The 18,931-nt window shown below is 35.2% G+C and carries 13 protein-coding genes and 1 pseudogene; 6 read left to right on the top strand and 8 right to left on the bottom strand.

What is annotated here, in order from left to right; translation table 11 throughout:
* Window positions 1-44 precede the first annotated feature (44 nt).
* Together AB3U99_RS10765 and AB3U99_RS10760 are read left to right on the top strand one after the other, a co-directional pair.
* The gene (locus AB3U99_RS10765) at window positions 45-1,442 is read left to right on the top strand and encodes a PLP-dependent aminotransferase family protein (protein WP_400247467.1); all 1,398 of its coding nucleotides are present in this window, start codon (window positions 45-47) and stop codon (window positions 1,440-1,442) included.
* A gap of 60 nt (window positions 1,443-1,502) precedes the next feature.
* Window positions 1,503-2,792, top strand: coding sequence for a hypothetical protein (locus AB3U99_RS10760; protein WP_400247465.1), 1,290 nt, complete (start codon window positions 1,503-1,505; stop codon window positions 2,790-2,792).
* Between the two features lie 579 nt (window positions 2,793-3,371).
* Here the strand turns inward: AB3U99_RS10760 and AB3U99_RS10755 are convergent.
* Window positions 3,372-4,118, bottom strand: coding sequence for an aspartate--ammonia ligase (locus AB3U99_RS10755; protein WP_400248032.1), 747 nt, complete (start codon window positions 4,116-4,118; stop codon window positions 3,372-3,374).
* 617 nt (window positions 4,119-4,735) lie between these two features.
* On the opposite strand from AB3U99_RS10755, the gene AB3U99_RS10750 reads away from it, so the two are divergent.
* Window positions 4,736-6,313: an FAD-dependent oxidoreductase gene (locus AB3U99_RS10750; protein ID WP_400247464.1), complete on the top strand. Its 1,578-nt coding sequence runs from the start codon at window positions 4,736-4,738 to the stop codon at window positions 6,311-6,313.
* A gap of 801 nt (window positions 6,314-7,114) precedes the next feature.
* Here the strand turns inward: AB3U99_RS10750 and AB3U99_RS10745 are convergent.
* The 3 genes from AB3U99_RS10745 to AB3U99_RS10735 form a co-directional block, all read right to left on the bottom strand.
* Window positions 7,115-8,239, bottom strand: coding sequence for an IS4 family transposase (locus AB3U99_RS10745; RefSeq protein ID WP_400247462.1), 1,125 nt, complete (start codon window positions 8,237-8,239; stop codon window positions 7,115-7,117).
* A 421-nt stretch (window positions 8,240-8,660) separates the two neighbouring features.
* The gene (locus AB3U99_RS10740) at window positions 8,661-8,894 is read right to left on the bottom strand and encodes a hypothetical protein (RefSeq protein WP_400247460.1); all 234 of its coding nucleotides are present in this window, start codon (window positions 8,892-8,894) and stop codon (window positions 8,661-8,663) included.
* Window positions 8,884-9,060: a hypothetical protein gene (locus tag AB3U99_RS10735; protein ID WP_400247458.1), complete on the bottom strand. Its 177-nt coding sequence runs from the start codon at window positions 9,058-9,060 to the stop codon at window positions 8,884-8,886. Before AB3U99_RS10735 ends, AB3U99_RS10740 begins: the two co-directional genes overlap by 11 nt.
* 195 nt (window positions 9,061-9,255) lie before the next feature.
* Here AB3U99_RS10735 and AB3U99_RS10730 point away from each other — a divergent pair, with 195 nt between their 5' ends.
* A complete protein-coding gene (locus AB3U99_RS10730; protein ID WP_400242960.1) occupies window positions 9,256-10,755 on the top strand; it encodes a transposase in 1,500 nt (499 codons plus the stop codon).
* 217 nt (window positions 10,756-10,972) lie between these two features.
* On the opposite strand, the gene AB3U99_RS10725 is transcribed toward AB3U99_RS10730, so the two are convergent.
* The 3 genes from AB3U99_RS10725 to AB3U99_RS10715 all read right to left on the bottom strand — a co-directional run bounded on the left by AB3U99_RS10725 (window position 10,973) and on the right by AB3U99_RS10715 (window position 14,614).
* The gene (locus AB3U99_RS10725; protein WP_400247457.1) at window positions 10,973-11,908 is read right to left on the bottom strand and encodes a DNA/RNA non-specific endonuclease; all 936 of its coding nucleotides are present in this window, start codon (window positions 11,906-11,908) and stop codon (window positions 10,973-10,975) included.
* Window positions 11,909-13,015: 1,107 nt separating this feature from the next.
* The gene (locus AB3U99_RS10720) at window positions 13,016-13,585 is read right to left on the bottom strand and encodes a dienelactone hydrolase family protein (protein WP_400247455.1); all 570 of its coding nucleotides are present in this window, start codon (window positions 13,583-13,585) and stop codon (window positions 13,016-13,018) included.
* A 108-nt stretch (window positions 13,586-13,693) separates the two neighbouring features.
* Window positions 13,694-14,614 carry a LysR family transcriptional regulator gene (locus tag AB3U99_RS10715; protein WP_400247454.1) on the bottom strand — a complete coding sequence of 307 codons (921 nt, stop codon included), beginning with the start codon at window positions 14,612-14,614 and terminating at the stop codon, window positions 13,694-13,696.
* Window positions 14,615-14,930: 316 nt separating this feature from the next.
* On the opposite strand from AB3U99_RS10715, the gene rarD reads away from it, so the two are divergent.
* Window positions 14,931-15,863, top strand: a complete 933-nt coding sequence (rarD, locus tag AB3U99_RS10710) for an EamA family transporter RarD (RefSeq protein WP_400247453.1) — start codon at window positions 14,931-14,933, stop codon at window positions 15,861-15,863.
* A 67-nt stretch (window positions 15,864-15,930) separates the two neighbouring features.
* On the opposite strand, the pseudogene AB3U99_RS10705 reads toward rarD, so the two are convergent.
* Window positions 15,931-16,523, bottom strand: a pseudogene (locus AB3U99_RS10705) (kinase).
* A gap of 948 nt (window positions 16,524-17,471) precedes the next feature.
* On the opposite strand from AB3U99_RS10705, the gene AB3U99_RS10700 reads away from it, so the two are divergent.
* Window positions 17,472-18,803, top strand: a complete 1,332-nt coding sequence (locus AB3U99_RS10700; RefSeq protein WP_400247451.1) for a methyl-accepting chemotaxis protein — start codon at window positions 17,472-17,474, stop codon at window positions 18,801-18,803.
* The last annotated feature ends 128 nt before the right edge of the window (window positions 18,804-18,931 follow it).

The raw sequence follows: 18,931 nt of genomic DNA, 5'->3' as shown, positions 1-18,931 counted from the left end.
TCAATTTTTATAAAATTAACATGGTCAGAAAAGAGGGTTCCCGAATGGATATGCTTATGTTTGCATTGAATAAAAACACAACAAAACCCTTGTATGAGCAGCTTTATATGGGGATCAAATCCGCTATTTTGAGTCAACAAATTGAAGTTGGAACGCAACTCCCCTCCAAAAAAAAATTGGCCGATTTTTTAAACATTAGCCAAACAACGATTGAAGTGGCATATGCGCAGCTGGTTGCAGAGGGATTTATTGTATCAAAACCGCGGATTGGTTTTTTTGTAGAGGATATAAATGAATTACCTTATATTGAAACAGAACATATTGAGTTGCCTATAGAGGATACGGAGAAAAAAATGATCCAATTTGACTTTCACCCTGGAAAAATCGATACAGATTCCTTTCCTTTTTCACAGTGGAGAAAGTATGCAAAAAATTTATATGATACTCCGTCGAAGGAGTTGTTACAGATTGGAGAACCCCAAGGAGAATACACTTTACGGACGGAAATAGCCAAATATCTATATCAATCGCGTGGGATTGTCTGTAAACCGGAGCAAATTGTGATTGGTTCAGGAACAGAACAACTCTTTCCCATGATTTTAAGGTTGCTTGATAATGATTCAACCTTAGCCCTTGAAAATCCTGGCTATTCAGCTAGCCCTAGAATTCAACTGCAAAATAAAGCGATCCCTATTCCAGTTGATGAAGACGGACTGATTGTGGAACAACTTGAAAAAACAAATGCCAATGTGGTCTACATTACACCTTCTCACCAATTTCCGACAGGTGCCGTTCTTTCTGCCACTAGAAGAACACAGTTAATGCAATGGGCAGCAAAAAGTAAAAATCGCTATATCATTGAAGACGATTACGACAGCGAATTTCGTTACACTGGTAAACCCATTCCCGCCTTACATGGGATGGACCAAAACGATAAGGTAATTTATCTAAGTACATTCACCAAGTCATTAATGCCATCATTGCGATTGGCCTATTTTCTTTTGCCTTCCACATTGCTGAAAAAATATAAGGAAACATTCAGTTATTATTCAGCAACTGTCCCAAGATTCGACCAGCATATAGTAGCAAGCTTTATGAGAGACGGCTATTTTTCAAAACACTTAAACCGTATGCGGAAAATTTATCGGAAGAAACATGATAAACTGACTCATATTTTTAAAACAGATTATCCTGAAGTTATCATCACTGGAGATCAAGCAGGAATGCATATTTTAATTTCCCTTCCGCTACAAAAAAGTGAAAATGAGTTAAAAGCCATCGCAGCAAAAAGCCATATCTCCATTTATCCTTTAAGCGATTATCTGTTAAAACCAATAGAGTATAAGCATCCAACATTCCTGTTAGGATTTGGAGGCATCCCATTAGAGAAAATCGAGGAAAGCATTCACCAATTAATGCAATGCTGGGAAATGACAAAATAATCAAGATTGTATGAACTAAAGTCCCCGTAAGTTAAAATAAGAAAAAGGAAAGATGATACTATGATTAAATTTGCTAATGTAGAAACTATTGCTAGTTATAATTTAATGAGCCAAACAATTAACTTCAGAGACTTAATAAAAAAACATCAGAACTTAGCTTTGAAAAATGTAAATAATGAGAATTATGGTTCGGATTCTATAGAGTCAATAAAGTTATTTGCCCATGAAGGGTGCCATTTTATTGATCACATTTCTACATTATCAGGATTAAGAATATTAGAAAAGATTTATAGTGCCATAAACGAGTTTGAATATTTTAACTCAGAGTTAAGTGCTGGAAGAGAAAGACCTGCTATAGACAATATAATTGCCTTTCTGGAATTATTTAATGAGTGGAAGCAACAACCGCATTCAAAAGTTTTTAACAAACTAAAAAGCAGCAATATTAATATAAAGGATTGGGCATTCAACTTGAGTGAAGATAAGATTTTAAATATTCGCGGTGGAGAAACAAACAATCCTATTTTAACAGTAACTTTTAATTCTTCAAACATACCTTATGCTAAAGTTCCCTTTACAATGGAATCTTTATGGGAAACAAATGCAATGTATGCCGAATTAGACTATCATCGTCTTGCATTAATGTCTATTGAAGATGGTGATCAACGATTAATTGAAGTTGCTCGATTTGAAAATACCTATAAAAAGTACCTTTATGATCCAGAGCTATTCGTATATTCAACTGCAGCGCATTTCACATCATCTTTTGCTAACTTAGGATCTTTTTTTTATGCTTTTAAATTTAGTAAGTTACTTTCAGATATCAGTCTTAATCTACCTTTTAAATACTATAATGCCATAAAGAAGACTAAAGGTACCCTATTTAGAGGATTAGTAAATAGTTTTTTAGCGGAATCAACTGATATGCAACCACCAATTGTATTCATGGCTTTGTTAGAAAACATCGTAGAAGATGGAGACTTTAATATAGAGACTTTTTTAAATGACCCAATTATTGATTTAAACACAATTCTTCAAATAAATAATCTTCCTTCAAAAAACATTTTAAAAAAGGAGATAATATTAGAAATGGAAAATATAAATCTTCAAGTAGATAATGTCCAATCGCATCTATTTATATACTTTAAAAAATGGGGAATAGACTTCTTTGATCAGCTTGGTTTTAATGGTATATATGAAGGTTTTTCACCTGCGTATATAAAATTTGTTTGTTTAATGGATAATTGTGTTTTTCAGGGATGGGATGAAAAAGCATTATTTGAAGAAGAAACTAAAGCATTTATAAGACAGGAACTTTTTAATAAATACTTTAATTTGATGATTACTTAATTCTAATAATTGATAAACTTCCTGAAATAATTTGACTAAGTTATTTCAGGAAGTCATTTTAAGTCTCTATATTGGTGTCGCCATGTATATAGAAAAAGCTTTTAAGTCTCTTCAGAGAATATGAATAGACTTTTTTTCGCAAAATTCCCGTTATTGGTAGTTATAAATATAGATATTATGAAAGTATTAGTTTTTATTTGGCAGTTGGTGTTGCACATCATGGCCTGATTGTGGAACAAGTTAAACATTATTTGTTCCACTAACTCTACCATAAGCAAGATTTCAATTATTACAGGCAAGCTAACCCCTGATTATAACAAAACAAGGAAAAGGGTATTATTCATATATTCAATACACCTTAGTTTAAATATCTATTATAAACCCCTTCTTAACCTAAATTAAAATAATGGACTAAGGTAGGCGATTTTTCTGCTGGGACAGAAATATTTCAATCCCAATAAGTTAAAGAGAACTCATTTTCCTATTAATTCATCACAATCTGATGCCATCGGAGGCTGTTCCAGCCAACCATGTTTTATTATAAGTAACCCCAAGTAGAAATAATATAGTTACGTTACCTCAAATATGTACTAATCGGTTTATTATCTGGTGATACTCAAGATCTTTTCGATTTTCATGATTAGAGCATTTTAGTTGCGGTAAAAGTGTCTTCTCAGCTACACGTATCCCCATAGAAGATATCTCGACAGACTTTTCTAACAGCGGATACCATAAAATAATATCTCCGTTTAGATTCCAATCATCATAATCTGGCGAACGTACATCATGCTTGTTACCAGATAACAATTCTCCTCCAATCTTCATAATGAAAACTGCCCCAAACTCCCTGGCAATTTCATCTTCCCGCTGTTTTGGTGTTAGAGATGGATATCTATCTTCAAGATCTTGTGTCGTAATAAAATGAATATTTTCTGGCAGGGTGGGTTCGATGTGAGGATATAACGTATATAAGAAATACTCCGTAGACTTTATCGATCGATAAATTTTTTGGGACTCTAATTTTAGTGTCGTTAAATGACGTTCATCGTAGCTGATAACTTTCTCCCAATCCCATTGATCAACGAACATAGAGTGTAAATTGTCCAAAACCTCATCTCTTCTGATTGCATTCATATCTGTATATAACCCTTCACCATAACTAAATCCATAACGTCCTAAGGCCATTCTTTTCCACTTTGCCAATGATTGAACTATTTCTATTTGTGAATGTTCTACATCCAGTGCATTAAAAGTTACAATTCGTTCTACTCCATTTAAATTATCATTAATACCATTTCCTGCCTTCAATATAATCGGGGCGGAAATCTTTGTTAAATTTGGCTCTTTAGAAAAATGATTTTCAAAGTAATGTTTAATTTATTTATAGCGATTTGGATTTCTATAAAGTTCAAATTAGGTTGATATACACTTGGAACAATAAGTGATTTAGTCATAGAATAAAATACTCCATTTATATCTAGGGTTATTCTTTATAATTGGGTTTTGATTCTGTTTACTATATGATGGAATCCTAAAATTGATATCCGCTCCTGCCTAATTATTGATTTGGAGGATTAAATTCCCCTAAACACTTGCCATTTACTAAATGATACGGTACAGATTATTAAAAGAACTTGTACTAGAAAAGATACTGGTGACCTTAATCTATAAATTAGTTTATTCCATCAATTGTTCCCCTACAACCATACATCCATCTTGTTTCATAGAAAATCTGTTAATATTTTTTATACTTCTCTTTACTCATGTTTACATATTAGAACTTATATAGTGGTACAGCCTAAATACGTATAAAAATAGGTCATAGAATCACTTTTATTCCCCATTAAAAACGATATAAAAGTCCGCAGTTTTCCAAACCAAAAGTTTATCCTTCTAGTAAATGGAAATAATAATGTTATAAACTATTAAATGGAGGAGTTAAAGTGGCTAACAACACTAATTACAATGACAAATTACCACCTAGCGCCGAATCTTATTGGACAGACACTATTCATTTACCAGAGTACCCCTGCCTTGAGAATGACATGCAAGTTGATGTGGCTATTGTAGGTGGTGGAATTACAGGCATTACTTCCGCCTATCTGTTGGTGAATGAAGGTCTGAAAGTTGCTCTTATCGAAGCAAACAAATTACTGAACGGAACAACGGGACATACCACAGCTAAAATCACTGCCCAGCACGATTTAATTTATGATGAATTAATCCGCTATGCCGGGAAAGACATGGCAAGATTATATTACGAGGCCAACACTGATGCTTTAAAATTTATTCATGAAACGGTCAATAAGCATCAAATTGATTGTGATTTCACTCATCAAGATGCCTATGTCTATTCCACAACAGAAGAATATGCGCGTAAACTAGAAAAAGAAGCAGAAGCCTATGAGGAACTTCTTATTGAAGGCAAACTCATAAACAAACTTCCTATCGATTTAGAAATATATAATGCACTTGTTATGAAAAATCAAGCTCAATTCCATCCACTTAAATACTTGGCACATCTTACAAAAATAATCGCCGAAAAAGAAGGATACATCTTTGAAAATACAACAGCTGTAAATATCGAGACTGGCGAACACCCAGCAGTTCTTACCCGTGAAGGAGCACGAATTACAGCGAAATATGTTCTTGCCTGTTCTCATTTCCCTTTTTATGAAGGTGCTGGACTTTATTCTACAAGAATCCACGCAGACCGTTCCTATATTATTGCTGCAAAAGTAAAAACAGACTATCCAGGTGGTATGTATATTAGTGCAGATGAGCCGAAAAGATCTCTCCGCTATGCAACAATCAATGGGGAAGAAATGATTCTCATTTCTGGAGAAAGTCATAAAACAGGACAAGGCGGAGAAACACTGAAGCATTACGAGGCCTTAGAGACTTTCGGTCAACAAGTATTCGGAATAGAAAATATTACCTACCGTTGGTCAGCTCAAGATCTAACTACACTAGATAAGATTCCTTACATTGGCGAAATTACTTCCGGTCAAAAAAATATACTAATTGCTACTGGATACCGGAAATGGGGAATGACAAATGGAACTGCAGCTGCGCTTTTATTCCGAGATATCATACTTGGTAATAAGAACAAGTACCAGAAATTGTATTCTCCTTTCCGTTTCAATTTGAATCCAAGTCTAAAAAATTTCTTCATGCAAAATGCGAATGTTGTTAGTCACCTAATTAAAGGTAAGTTAGAAATTCCTCAGAACGATATCAATAATCTATCCCATGATGAGGGGGCTGTTATTGACATTAATGGGCACAGAAAAGGTGCATATAGAGATAAAGAAGGTACGCTTCATATTGTCGATACAACTTGTACTCACATGGGGTGTGAAGTTGCATGGAATGATGGTGAACGATCTTGGGATTGCCCGTGCCATGGTTCAAGATTCTCGTATACAGGGGAAGTGCTTGAAGGACCAGCTGAAAAGCCGTTACAAAAATATGATTATAAAATGTTCGATAACCTTACCTCAGAAGACTCCGGGTATTAATTAACATGAAGTAGGTAAAAACAGCTAAACAATCTTCAGCTGTTCTTATCAGAGGAGGGTTTTGTCCCACCCTCCAACTATGCTTTCATAAGGTATATCCACGTAGATTTGTAAATTTTTCACTTAAGCTGAATTTATTCATTTTCTAATTGAATAAATTCAATGCCTCATCTTGGTCCACGTTAGTAAAGAGGTATGATGATTCTGGTACATTAATCATTTAAAATAGCCTTACCATATCCAAAAACAACCTAGTTTATTGATAAAAGTACCCATTAATTTAAGTGTGATTGTTCCTTTATAATTGAATAAATACAAACGTCAGTTAGCTTGCTACCATCTGCAGACAAATCATCATTTCTTAAGGTTCCTTCTAATTCAAAACCTAGTTTTTTTGGAATCGAACGATTTTACACAAGACTAATAAAAAAGATTGATTCTCTTGACTCCTTAGATAGACAGACATCGAATGGTTTGTTGGGGGCGCTCGCTCACTCCTCCTACCATCTCGGATCAATACGACAGATGATCAAATCGATTAAAAGTCCCAAACCAAACATAATTCAGAAAAAAGCCTGTCACTAAGAGACACACGTATCCCTTAGTGACAGACTCTTCCAAAAAAGTAAAGATATTTAATTTTTCTATATCATTTCACTAGTGTCGCATAAATAAGTTCTGAATTTTCAGTTTTGAATTATCCATATTTTTAAGAAAAAATGAAAACACCAAAACTAAGGTAGTAAACATCCATTTTTTTACTATAACCTGTGACTTATCCAACAACGACTGTTACAGCCCTTATGGCACGCACTTTCCTTTGATTTTGCGTAACCAAATGTTTGCGGATTTCCAGAGAGCTGCTTTTAAATAGCGACTAATTTGTAAATAACTTCGGTCGCTATTCGAGTTCAACTGGGCCAATACGTTCAAACAATACACAATCATCGCTATATACACTTGATTGTGTACAGCTTGCTCACTATGACCATAGAACTTTTTGATATTCAAATGTTGTTTCATCCATTTGAAAAAGAGTTCAATCGCCCAACGTGATTTATAGATTTCTGCGATTTCGTCTGCACTTAAATCAAATCGATTCGTTAGTAACGTTAGCTCTTTGCCTTTTGTATCAAGTAATTTCAGTCGACGAAACACGTTTTCTGAACGGTTTTGAGTTGTACCAATCACCACCATATCATCCGATAAAACCGTGGAATGTGTAGGCAGTGTAAATGATTCAAGTACTCGTACTACGGCATTTTTGCGAAGTCTTGTGACAAAGAAATAGCCATCATCCGTCATGCGATCAAAACGTTCGTAGTCTAAATAACCACGGTCGAATACGTACATGCATTCTTTGTCGTCAATGAATATTTCTAGCTGACCTCGATCGTGTTCGATGGCATTCGTAAGCACTCCTTTATCTGGATAAGAGAAACCCTTTTCCATGAACACGAGGCGTAAGGGAAGCTTTACACCCGATTTTGTCTTTCGAAACTCTGCCCACGTATGATTGGTTAAATTAAGTGGGAGTGTACTCGAATCAATGATTTTCAGTGGTGTCGAAATCTTTCTTCGTTTTTCAAAATCTGTTTTCTTGTGGATTTGGGCGACCAAATCTAAAAAAATCGTTTGAAAGAACTCAGTTGGAATTGTATTGATTCGTCTTCCTAATTGGGAGAAGCTAATCGAGTTCAACCCTGTAGCACATTGCAAATCGTCTGAAAATACAGCGTCACTCAAAGCCCGTAAACTCTCGGTTTCATGGAGCTGCGCATACAAAAGTAATTTAAAAAAGGAAGCCATATAAAGCTTCTTTGTATAGTAGTTTAATTGATGTGTTTTCACCTGTTCTTCTAATAATTTCTGATTAAGCGGTGAAAACCATTGTTCAAATGATGTTTTTCGTGTAAACTTATCCATGCGTATGTCCTTTATTGTGGATTTGGATAGGTTACTACCTCCCAACCATTATAAAGGATTTTTTTATGGAAAAATTAAGTTGCAGAAAATTCAGTTTTAAAATTTGTGTTGAATTATTTTAGTGCGACACTAGTGAAATAAATTATCTATAAAAATTTCGTTAGCCGTATGCTTATTATTTGAAAGGAATTAAGTCTGTTCATCCACATGACCAGCATTAGAACGACATTTAGCTCTTTAGGCTCAGTACGCACTTGTTGTCGTAAATCCGCCTATTGAATACGGCAAGCTGGAATCATTTTTTATAGAAGTTGTAACAAACATAGTAAAAATAGAGTGGTTCTCACAAAGTGAGGATACCACTCTTATTTATTTTGTTCTCCAATCCTTAATGAATGCTTTTATAAAATATCTGATAAGATTACCCGTTCTTATTTTTTGTTAAAACCATGTCTCTCTTACTATTAGGCTGAGAAGTAACAATAAACTTTGTATTTTTTAGCATTTGTGGCGGAACTATTTGGGAAACTTCATATCCTTGTAGTGCGCTCAACTCTATAAATACTCCATCAACTTCTAGTGTTGCAGTACCAGAAAGAATAGAGAAAAATTGACGGGCATTATTATGATACATTTTGAGAATATTATCTCGCATTCAATTTACCCTTTATTTCCTCATAAGTTTCTACAGTTTTATATGTGTTTATAGAGAAACCATTCGCTACTATTATACGATTTTCTCTTACTTCTATTACCAACAAAGTGTTAATCAATATTTTTTCTTTGGACTTTTTATCGGTTACTTCGATGAATGAATTCAAATAGTTCACCTCCTTTTTTATTGAATAGATTCTCGGAATTAAATTTTCCGCATAAGCTCTAGTCTTTTGACTAGGGCTTTTTTATTGTGACACCCCCAAAACGGAGATGCGAACAAACTTTCCTCTTGACAAACATACGTTCCCTAAATAATTAAGTGACGGTATTTTTTTAATCACTTAAACGGGGGAAAACTTATGCTTACAGATATTCGTTCTCATGAATCCTATCTACACTTTGTTGTAGAGCAGCTAGACATACACTACAATAAAAAGTTTTTAAAAGATTTCTACTTCGAACCAATCATTTGGTGTTCTTTAATCGATCTAACTGACACCACAGAATTACTGAAACAACGGTATTCCTCTAATCCAAGAGGAAGAAAACCACGGAATCCTTGTGATATGCTTCGAAGCTTAATGCTTATGCATTATCAAAAGGAAACCAGTGTGGATCACTGGGTTTTTATCTTAAAAACAACTCCCATATTCGCCATTCTTAGTGGCTTTTCTCCAGACAACGTTCCTGGAGTTGGTACGTTTTATGACTTTTTCAAACGCCTTTGGCTTACATCAACTCCTCATCTATCCAATCGAAAGAAGAGAAGGTTGAAAAAGCCAAGAAAGAAAGGCAAAAAGAATCAAAAACTTGAACCTAAAAATCCAAAAATTGTGGAGAAGCTAGTTAACCGTGCACTAAAAAACAAGAAAGTTCATTATAAACAAAAGGCACACGATCAACTCCAACTCCTATTTCAATCACTATTCGTAAATAAATCGGCATCAGATGGATTATTAGGAAATACGCAGTCACTCAGCATTTTGGCTGACGGAACTCCTGTTGTAACGGGAGGTCGGTCATATGGGAAATTCCTTTGTGATTGTCGAAAACAAGGAATTTGGAAGTGCCAATGTAAACGACAATTTTCAGATCCTGATGCTGATTATGGCTGGGATAGCTCTAGAGAAAAGTACTATTATGGACGAAATCTCTTTATGATAGGTGCCTCAGATAGTCCGTATAATTTGCCAATCTACCCAAGAATGTATCGAGCTAGTAAACACGATTCTGTTCTGTTTGTAAGTACATATCATGAACTTTTACATTGGTATCCTGATTGGAAATTTAGGGAAGTCATCTTAGATTCAGCCTTAGACGCTTATCCCATTTATAAAATGTTAGAACACTATGATGTTTCAGCCATCATTGACCTCAATCCTAGGCGTTCTAAGCAGTTTATTTACAATGAAATGGATATTAATTTAGACGGTGTTCCGATTTGCCCAATTGGTCGCAAAATGCTTGATTGGGGAGCGGATAAAAAACGTTACCGTCGTAAATGGCGATGCCCAGCTGTAGTTGGAAAATGGAAGTGCCCAAACCCATGTTCTACCTCTACATATGGACGAACTTTTTATACATCGACAAAGGATAATCCTCGTCTATTTCCACGTGTCAAACGTGACAGTAAGGAATGGTATAAGCGTTATTCCTTGCGTACTGGGATTGAGCGCTGTATTAAACGGCAAAAGATTGATTATCATTTAGAGGATTCAAGAGGACGTAGTTCAAGGCATTGGAATATTCGAACCTATATCATCGGCATGTGCCAGCATGCCGATGCGTGGTTAAAGGAGGCAAAAAAGAATCATTTTGCAAATCTTAACACATTAATTAAATCTCTTTTGTCCTTATAAAGTCATCTTAAAATACATTTTTAAAAAAATCCACTATAGGTGGTTTATTTGATATGCACTTTTTTAAAAACGACTTTGAAAATTCCAATTTATCCTCCAAAATTTAGCTATCATCCCCCTTAAGACCCAGAATCAGTCATTTAATTTCCGAGCCTCTATCTTGAATAATAAGTTATTAGTGTAGTAGGATTTTTCAATCTCCTAAAATTCTAGAGGTTTACTCCCCTACCATACCGTCATTATCATTATCGCGCATATATTTGTACAACCAATGATCACTTGTTATTGGCATACTGAAACCGGCTGCTTTTGCTTCTGCGATTGTCACGATACCATTTCCATTTGTATCAATACTAGAAATATCATCGTTTGTGTTTGAACTACTTGAATCGGAAGGCTCACTATCTGTTAAACCAAGTGATTCGTTTACTTTATCAGGGTTCACATTTTCAAATGAATCTGTAATGACATTTCCGTTTATTGTATAGGTATAATGATAACTGGAAGGAATCTGCGTTTTCGTATTCGGATAAGTGATAATTGCTTCAAAATTTGTCGCTCCACCTGCGCTGCGGATCACTTCTTCCATATAAGCTTGATCACCATGTCGGTTGAGCGTGCTATCTTGTGGAGTAATATTATAAGCATTCGATACCCCTCCGAGAGAATCAGCAATGATATGTCCTTCATCTAAAACGTCACTTTCCACACCAGGAACCTTTGCCTCATCTGGGTAGTATCTGCCAGACGATAATACAGGTTCGCTATCGTCATCTTGTAGAATGATTTCATCAGCAACAACACGTACTAATTGCCCATATTCATTCGTAAATGCCCAGTATTCACGGTCCCCATATCCAATATCCACCACGACGCTAGATTCACGATACCCAGACAAATCCCCACCATCCACTTCAATAAGTTTATATCCTTTGAACAGTTCATTTTTTGATTGGGTTGGTGTTTCCTCTACTACTGGTTCATCGACCTTAGTGGTAGTTTCTTTTTCTTCACTATTTTTATTTGTATTATCTGTGGTTACTTCTTGTGAATCTGTTTCTCCATTTTTATTGGACGTATCATCTACGTTGGTACAACCAACCATAAAAATGGTCATTAAAATCATGATTAAATAGTTCATTTTCTTTTTCATTCTATGCTCTCCCATGGTAGTAGTTTTCTATTATTCCTTCTAAAAATCTCGGAATGTTAAGATAAATTAACAATATTAACCTTATGATAATAGTATATTCGAAGATTAACTTTATTTCAGTAGATTTTTGTTGGAAGTGTGAAGGATTAACGTTTCAATAAATTCTTCACGGTTTAAATGGCAAACTTGAGTAATAAAGCCTATTCTATGAAATCCCTATAAAAAACAAAAGAGACCAAAGGAATGGTCACAGTGCACAGTGCCCCTAAAATTTTGTCTATGATTGATAGAGAGTTAGATTTTGTGAATGGGAGAAACTGAAATAGCCACTGAATATTGGATGAATTTCGATATTTGGATGAAGGTTTGTATGCTTTTTTTTGATAGAGACATAAGAATTGTAGATTGCCCAAACAAAATCGCCTAGGTTATGCCAAAAGTATTCCGATAATGTGCAGAAAAGCAAAGAAATCGCAGTCACAGTAATATACAATTTCGCAGCATAAATAACAAGGAAATTGACAATATAGAGCACCAGCACACAAAAAGCTTGAGAATAATCCCAAGCTTTTTCTCTAAAATATACTGTTCTTGTTTAATGAAAGCACCTGTTAGTTGACCAACTGGATTTTCTTAATCTTTTAACTATTACCATATAATCGTATAAAACCCTTGAAGTTTCTTGAAAGGGACAAACATGATATACCAAATAACAAGTAAAATAACACTCTCATTCGCGCGATCACAATTGACATTATCATCGTGCGAAAAAGGATGTTATTGGGCTTGATTTATTTTAAAATGCTGAAATACCAACGAAAAATGGTCTGCTATTTACAGTGCTCTCCACGAAAACGGAATTACTTAATTATGAAGCTACCCTTTTTAAAAGATAAGAAAGTATACTTGATCCAGCTCAAGCGCAAAAAAATAGGCGACTTCACAATTCGCCCGAAGATAAGTCATCATGGGCTCGCAAGCTCACTGTGATTTCATTATCTCAGTTGATGTGCTCCAGTCACTACATTTTTAAACGTGCGCTCTGCGCCTTTGTTACTATTTTAGTCTAGTTATAATCCCAGCTGCTGAAAATTTTTTCGTTAACAACTATGCGAGAAAGTCGAGAACCCGCTTGATCACCAGTTTCGTCGCTTCATCATCGTAAGACGGTAAACTGCTGTCGGTGAAGAGATGTTCCTTTCCTTCGTACAGAAAAAGTTCAGCGTGATTGGCCGACGCCACAAGCTCACGGGCTGCGTTGATGTCGCCGTCTTCAACAAAAAAAGGATCTGCACTCATGGCGTGAATTTGCACAGGCAAGTCGACCGGCCACTGAGATTCGAACGCCGAGGTAGGGAGGCAGGCAGGAAAAAACAGTGCGCCAATAGCGCCTTCACGAGTTTGAGCGAGCTGCTGTGCTGCCGGGACACCCAGTGAAAAACCAGCATAGACGACATCGCGTGTAAGCTCGCTGGCTGCTCGAACGCCACGCGCCGTCACTTCTTCAAATCCGATTTCCTTAACATATACCAAGCCTTCCCCCAGCGAGGAAAATATGCGCCCGTCAAATAAATCTGGCACGTGCACAGTATGACCCGCAAATCTAAAATGATTAGCGATTGCTTCAATTCCCTTTGTTCGGCCTAAAACATGGTGTAACAACAAAACTTCTGCCATCTGTTATTCCTCCAATTTTATGAATTTCATATATCTAAGTTTCGATAAGAAAGCCTGTTTGACCTGCAAGAACTTAAGGAAAGTTCAAGTATCAAAGCTTTGATTACTTTACATTTCCTTCGGTAACGATTTTTCCAAAGCTATTTTTAAGAAATCAATATATACTAGAGCCTCTTCAGCTAAAAACACATCATTTCGTTTCACCAAGCCTACTTGGATCGGCGTGCCTTCTTCCAATGGAATAGAGATAATGTTAGAGTTCATATAATTATTTACGATACAGCCTGTTCCTAAATTGTAGCTATCTGTATTAGATAAGAGATTATTCATTGCTCCTCTGTCCTTGAGATAGACTAATTTCTCCATATTATCTACATTCAGCGTTTCTTCAGCAAAATGCAGCAACATGTCGTCTTGCTGGTAGGTTAGATAAGGATAGTCTCTTAATTGCTCTAAGTTAATACTCCCCAAATGAGCCAGAGGGTGCTCTTTTCGTAGAAAGACGTGCTGTTTCAATGTAGCAAGGGGAGTAAACGTTAGTAACTTTGTGGTGAAATAACGTTTAAAAAAATGCTTGTTTAAATCGGTCAGAGATACGATTCCAAGCATACTTCTTCCTGTATACACATCATCAATTACATCGGTTGTCTTCCCCTCGCGTATCGACAACTCATACTTCTGCTCTGCAAAATAATCCATAAAATGTGCAACAGCTTCTATCGCGAAACCATAATGTTGAGAGGAAATAGCAAACTTTGTTAAGTTTATTTTTTTCGCTTTGTTAAAATGATCAACAACAAACTCCATTTGCTCTAAAAGTTTTTTTGCGTGAAATAATAGCTCTGTCCCTTCTTTTGTAAAGACAACCCCTTTATTTGTTCTATCTAAAATAGTAATCTCTAACTCTGTTTCGAGTTCCCTTACCGCTTTACTGATACTCGGCTGTGTTACGAAAAGTGCAGAAGCAGCTTGACTTATAGAATGATGCTTGGAAATTTCCACTATGTATCGAAGTTGTTGGGGAGTCATGTCCTCACCTTCCCTTATCTAGTTATGCTGGATTCTTTGCTATAACTTTATCCTATAGCAAACGATTAAAAAGTTCCATTTTACGTCTTACTTTAGACACTTTACAATAATAAATAGGCAAAGTTTATAATCTTAATTGCTGGAATGGATGCAGCAATTGATAGAAGTATTGCTATTCATAAAAACTTTAGCATTGTCCATGCTCGCACCATAAAAAAGCAAGGATTCAAGTTCAATAGATGGCTAGAATTAGCTTTTTATCCATTGGCACTACATGGTCTGACTAAAAAATAAATTTTATAGAAAGGTGAAAGGTATGAATCAAGAGAAAATAGGTTATCTTTATACCGCCACTGCCTACTTACTTTGGGGTTTTTTAACATTATACTGGAACACACTAAATTCAGTTTCCTCCATGGAGATATTAGCACACCGCATTCTATGGGGATTTATCTTTGTTGCTCCTCTTCTGTTTTTCCATACCAAAAAGAGACAGGCTTTCTTTTCGTTTGTAAATGAATTTAAACGGAATCTCCTACAAATCTTTTATATCTTTGTAGCCTCTCTTGCGATAAGTCTAAACTGGCTTTTATTTATATGGGCGGTTAATTTTAATCATCTTATCGAAGCAAGTTTAGGACTCTATATTACACCAATCATTAGTATGATCCTCAGTATTCTTGTACTGAAAGAAAGTGTAACGAAAGGTACCATTATATCTATAGGAACTGCTTTTTTAGGCGTATTCGTTATCACGTTTGATTTCGGAAAAATACCTTGGATTGCTATTTCATTAGCTTTTACTTCAGGAATATACGGAGTAATGAAAAAGTATATCAAGGTTGATGCTCTAGTAGGCATGTTTATGGAAACATTGATGGTCGCCCCATTTGCAATCGTTTTTTTACTGTTTTTACAACAAAATCACCAAATGCAGTTTGGTTCAGACATTCATTTTTCTTTATTATTAATTGGTTCAGGTATCCTTACCGTGTTGCCACTGCTTTGGTTTGCAGAAGGCTCCAAAAGAATTTCTTTAACTACCATTGGATTTTTTCAGTATATTACTCCGACTATCACTTTTCTCCTTGGATTGTTTATATTTGAAAATACCATTACTTTGATGAAATGGATTTCATTTAGTATTATATGGTTCTCCCTTGCTATTTTTTCTTTTTCATCGTGGAAAGATAAAAACCATACAAGGAAGAAAGCTGATGATCTTTTTCAAGCAGGAAGTAAGGGCTAAAAAGGGCAACAATGAGGGTACACCATTTTGCCAAAAATGGATTGCCCTATCTTATCACCCTTTTCCCTTAAACGTGAAATACGATATTTGCGCGTTTTTTCGGACATTCTTTCTCGATATAATAATCCTCTTCCTTCCAGTACCTATTTTTGAATTTATCTAGATTCAGCTGCGTTTCCTTCCTTTCTCGTGCAAATCTAGTTTATTTGGGACAATCTAAATAAAGAATAAAATCGAAGAAATCTCTCCATTCTTTTCGTTGTAAAAAAACTCCCTCCATTATGATTAAGTCAGTATGTAACAATGGAATAGTTTCTATTTGGTGGGTATCTGATTGTGAATTATATTTAGGCAACTGTAATTCTGTTGCATTTTTGAGCTTTTTAAAAAGTGTTTCCTGTAATGCTTGGACATTCCATTGTAAATGATAATATTCATGCCACTCCTCATAACCAGTATGATAACGCCGATTTCTTTCTACAATATAATCATCTATATGTAATATTTTTATAGAATGTCCTCTTGCATGGAGACATGCTTCTATTTTTTTACCATGTTTGTTTTTCCAGACCGGCTTAGCCCGTCTATACCAACGACAACTCTTTCCCCTTTTGCCTGTGTTGGAATACTTGCTGCTATAGCATTTATATTATCTTGCAAATTAGTCCCTCTTTTCCTTTACAGCTGTTTCCCGAAAATAGCCATCATTCGCTCTCGTTCTTCCTCTCTATCGTTGTATTCAAACAGACCAATCTGATTTCCCCAAGGATGCTGGAAAGTTTCCCACCTAACAGGCACCTATCCATTCCTTCTATCTGAAAATCTTTTATTTCTAACTCACTCCTTAAGCGATCCTGCTCGAAGATGATATCCTTTTTACAGCAAAGCGGAGCGGTTCACTGCCTTCGGATGTAATACCTTCTGCCACTTGCAGCCAGCATCCTGGCAGTATTTCCCGTTCCGCAAACACTTCATGGGGAACAAAATACGGTTCCCTTTGAAAAAAAGTGCTGTACCGCTGAATATTCGTTCGATTTCTACATTAATAATGAGAGAAGGGTTAAATGTTTGTTTCATATAATCCTCCGATTTATCATTACTTATTCACAAATTATGCGCCTAATCTATCCCTTCTACCTAGATTTCAAAATTATATTTTACAATTTATCCCTTAAGGATTAATTAAGTTTTCTCCCTTATATTAATATCTGTCTTCGAAAACAGAACTGTTGATGTAACTTGTTTCAGGTATTCCACTATCGCATGAATGTTTTACCAGATGACAACTCTACATGCAATTAATTAATATTTTGGTGTTAAATTTTTTCTTGGTAGGTTACTTTTGTTCAGATTAGCGCTGGAAAAATTCTTTAGCATGTTAGATAATCAAGGCATTGTTGTAGGGACTTATGTAAAAGAGGAGCTGTATGCTGGAAGGATTTAAAACCTTTCTTACTCTTGGACTATAATTTATGTACATAAAATCTATCAGAAGGGCAACTAATTATATAAGGCTAAAATTTTTTTATTAATACTATACATTTCTTCGAAGACGAACCGATATAAAATGTAGAAACTGAAAAAAACTTATGGGTGGTCACGAATTATATGAAAAAAATTTCAACGAAAATTATCTTATTATCATTATTAAACTCCATTATAGTAGCTATTATTAATGTAGGTGCCTCATTAATTATGAGTAAAGGAAACAGTGATATAACTAGCGCTAATCAAAACGTAGAAGCAGCACAACAAATGCAACCAGGATTTATGGTTCCCACACCAGTATTGTGGGGATTGATTATTTCTTTGATTATAGGAGTTATTTTATCTTATATTTTAGGAAAAGCAATTGAAAAACCAATTGTTAAATTGACAGAAATTTCAAAGAAAACAGCTGATTTAAATTTGGTTGATACAGATGATGGATTAGAAAAATTAATAAAAATCAAAGATCAAACTGGGAATATGGCAAGAGCACTATATGAAACTAGAGAAGTACTTAAGAATATGGCTTCTGAATTACAAATAGTATCTTCAACCGTTACTAATCACTCAAATAACTTGACTAATAATACAGAAGAAAACGTGAGCTCCATAACCCAAATAGTAAATACGATAGACCAGCTTGCAGCAGGTAACTCAGAACAAGCTGAGACAATGAGTGGAATTAGTAGAACTTTATCAGATGTCGTTTCTTTAATCGATGAGATAGCTACAAAAACTTCTGAAAATGCAGAACAAGCTGCTCACTCCTTAGATTCTATTACTGAAGGTCAATCCAGTGTCGATATTCAAACAAAGAAAATGGAAGAAACTCTTGCTGTTTCAAATGAAGTAAATGTTTCTATTAACGAGCTAAAAAGAATGATTAATCAAGTTACAGGATTTGTTGGTATCATTACCTCCATTGCAGAACAAACGAATTTATTAGCATTAAATGCTTCTATCGAAGCTGCCAGAGCTGGAGAAGCTGGAAAAGGTTTTTCTGTGGTAGCAGATGAGATTAGGAAACTAGCAGAAGAGACATCTAATTCAGCACGTGAAATAACATCCATTATTGAAAAGACTTCTGAGAAGACAGACTTAGCAGTTTCCAATATTGGGCTTTCAAATAAATTAGTAAATGAACAAAAAGATGCCTTGAAGATTACAGAAGAAGCCTTTAATAAAATTCGCAATATGTATGAAGGTATTGTGGATGGTTTTAAACAAACGGCAGCAGCTATGAAGACTGTTAATGGAAATTCTCAAAATGTATCTAATCAAATTAAAGATTTAACATCACATGTTGAAGAATTTGCAGCAAGTACAGAAGAAATATCTGCAACAGGACAAGAGCAATTAGCTTCTACCGAAACCATTGCAAGTGCTGCTAAAGAGTTAGACATTTTGGCTAGTAGATTAAATAAGCAGATTAATAAGTTTAAGATTTCCTAATAGTAATCCAACCGCATTCGATTCGAAATGCTGAATAGACCAACCGTTAGTGAAAAATATAAAAACAAAGGAGACCAAAAAGGTTAGTTACTTCCCTTTTGGTCTCTTTTTCTATTTTATTAAAAGTG

The organism is Niallia tiangongensis, from assembly GCF_044704065.1.
GTDB lineage: Bacteria > Bacillota > Bacilli > Bacillales > Cytobacillaceae > Niallia > Niallia tiangongensis.
The sequence above is the reverse complement of the archived record's forward strand: the minus strand, read 5'-3'. Positions and strand labels throughout refer to the sequence as shown.

What these genes read in the sequence shown, in the direction of transcription:
- AB3U99_RS10765 (WP_400247467.1), top strand. Translation starts at nt 45, where the DNA reads ATGGATATGCTTATGTTTGCATTGAATAAAAACACAACAAAACCCTTG.
- AB3U99_RS10760 (WP_400247465.1), top strand. Translation starts at nt 1,503, where the DNA reads ATGATTAAATTTGCTAATGTAGAAACTATTGCTAGTTATAATTTAATG.
- AB3U99_RS10745 (WP_400247462.1), bottom strand. Translation starts at nt 8,239, where the DNA reads ATGGATAAGTTTACACGAAAAACATCATTTGAACAATGGTTTTCACCG.
- AB3U99_RS10740 (WP_400247460.1), bottom strand. Translation starts at nt 8,894, where the DNA reads ATGCGAGATAATATTCTCAAAATGTATCATAATAATGCCCGTCAATTT.
- AB3U99_RS10730 (WP_400242960.1), top strand. Translation starts at nt 9,256, where the DNA reads ATGCTTACAGATATTCGTTCTCATGAATCCTATCTACACTTTGTTGTA.
- AB3U99_RS10725 (WP_400247457.1), bottom strand. Translation starts at nt 11,908, where the DNA reads ATGAAAAAGAAAATGAACTATTTAATCATGATTTTAATGACCATTTTT.
- AB3U99_RS10720 (WP_400247455.1), bottom strand. Translation starts at nt 13,585, where the DNA reads ATGGCAGAAGTTTTGTTGTTACACCATGTTTTAGGCCGAACAAAGGGA.
- AB3U99_RS10715 (WP_400247454.1), bottom strand. Translation starts at nt 14,614, where the DNA reads ATGACTCCCCAACAACTTCGATACATAGTGGAAATTTCCAAGCATCAT.
- rarD (WP_400247453.1), top strand. Translation starts at nt 14,931, where the DNA reads ATGAATCAAGAGAAAATAGGTTATCTTTATACCGCCACTGCCTACTTA.
- AB3U99_RS10700 (WP_400247451.1), top strand. Translation starts at nt 17,472, where the DNA reads ATGAAAAAAATTTCAACGAAAATTATCTTATTATCATTATTAAACTCC.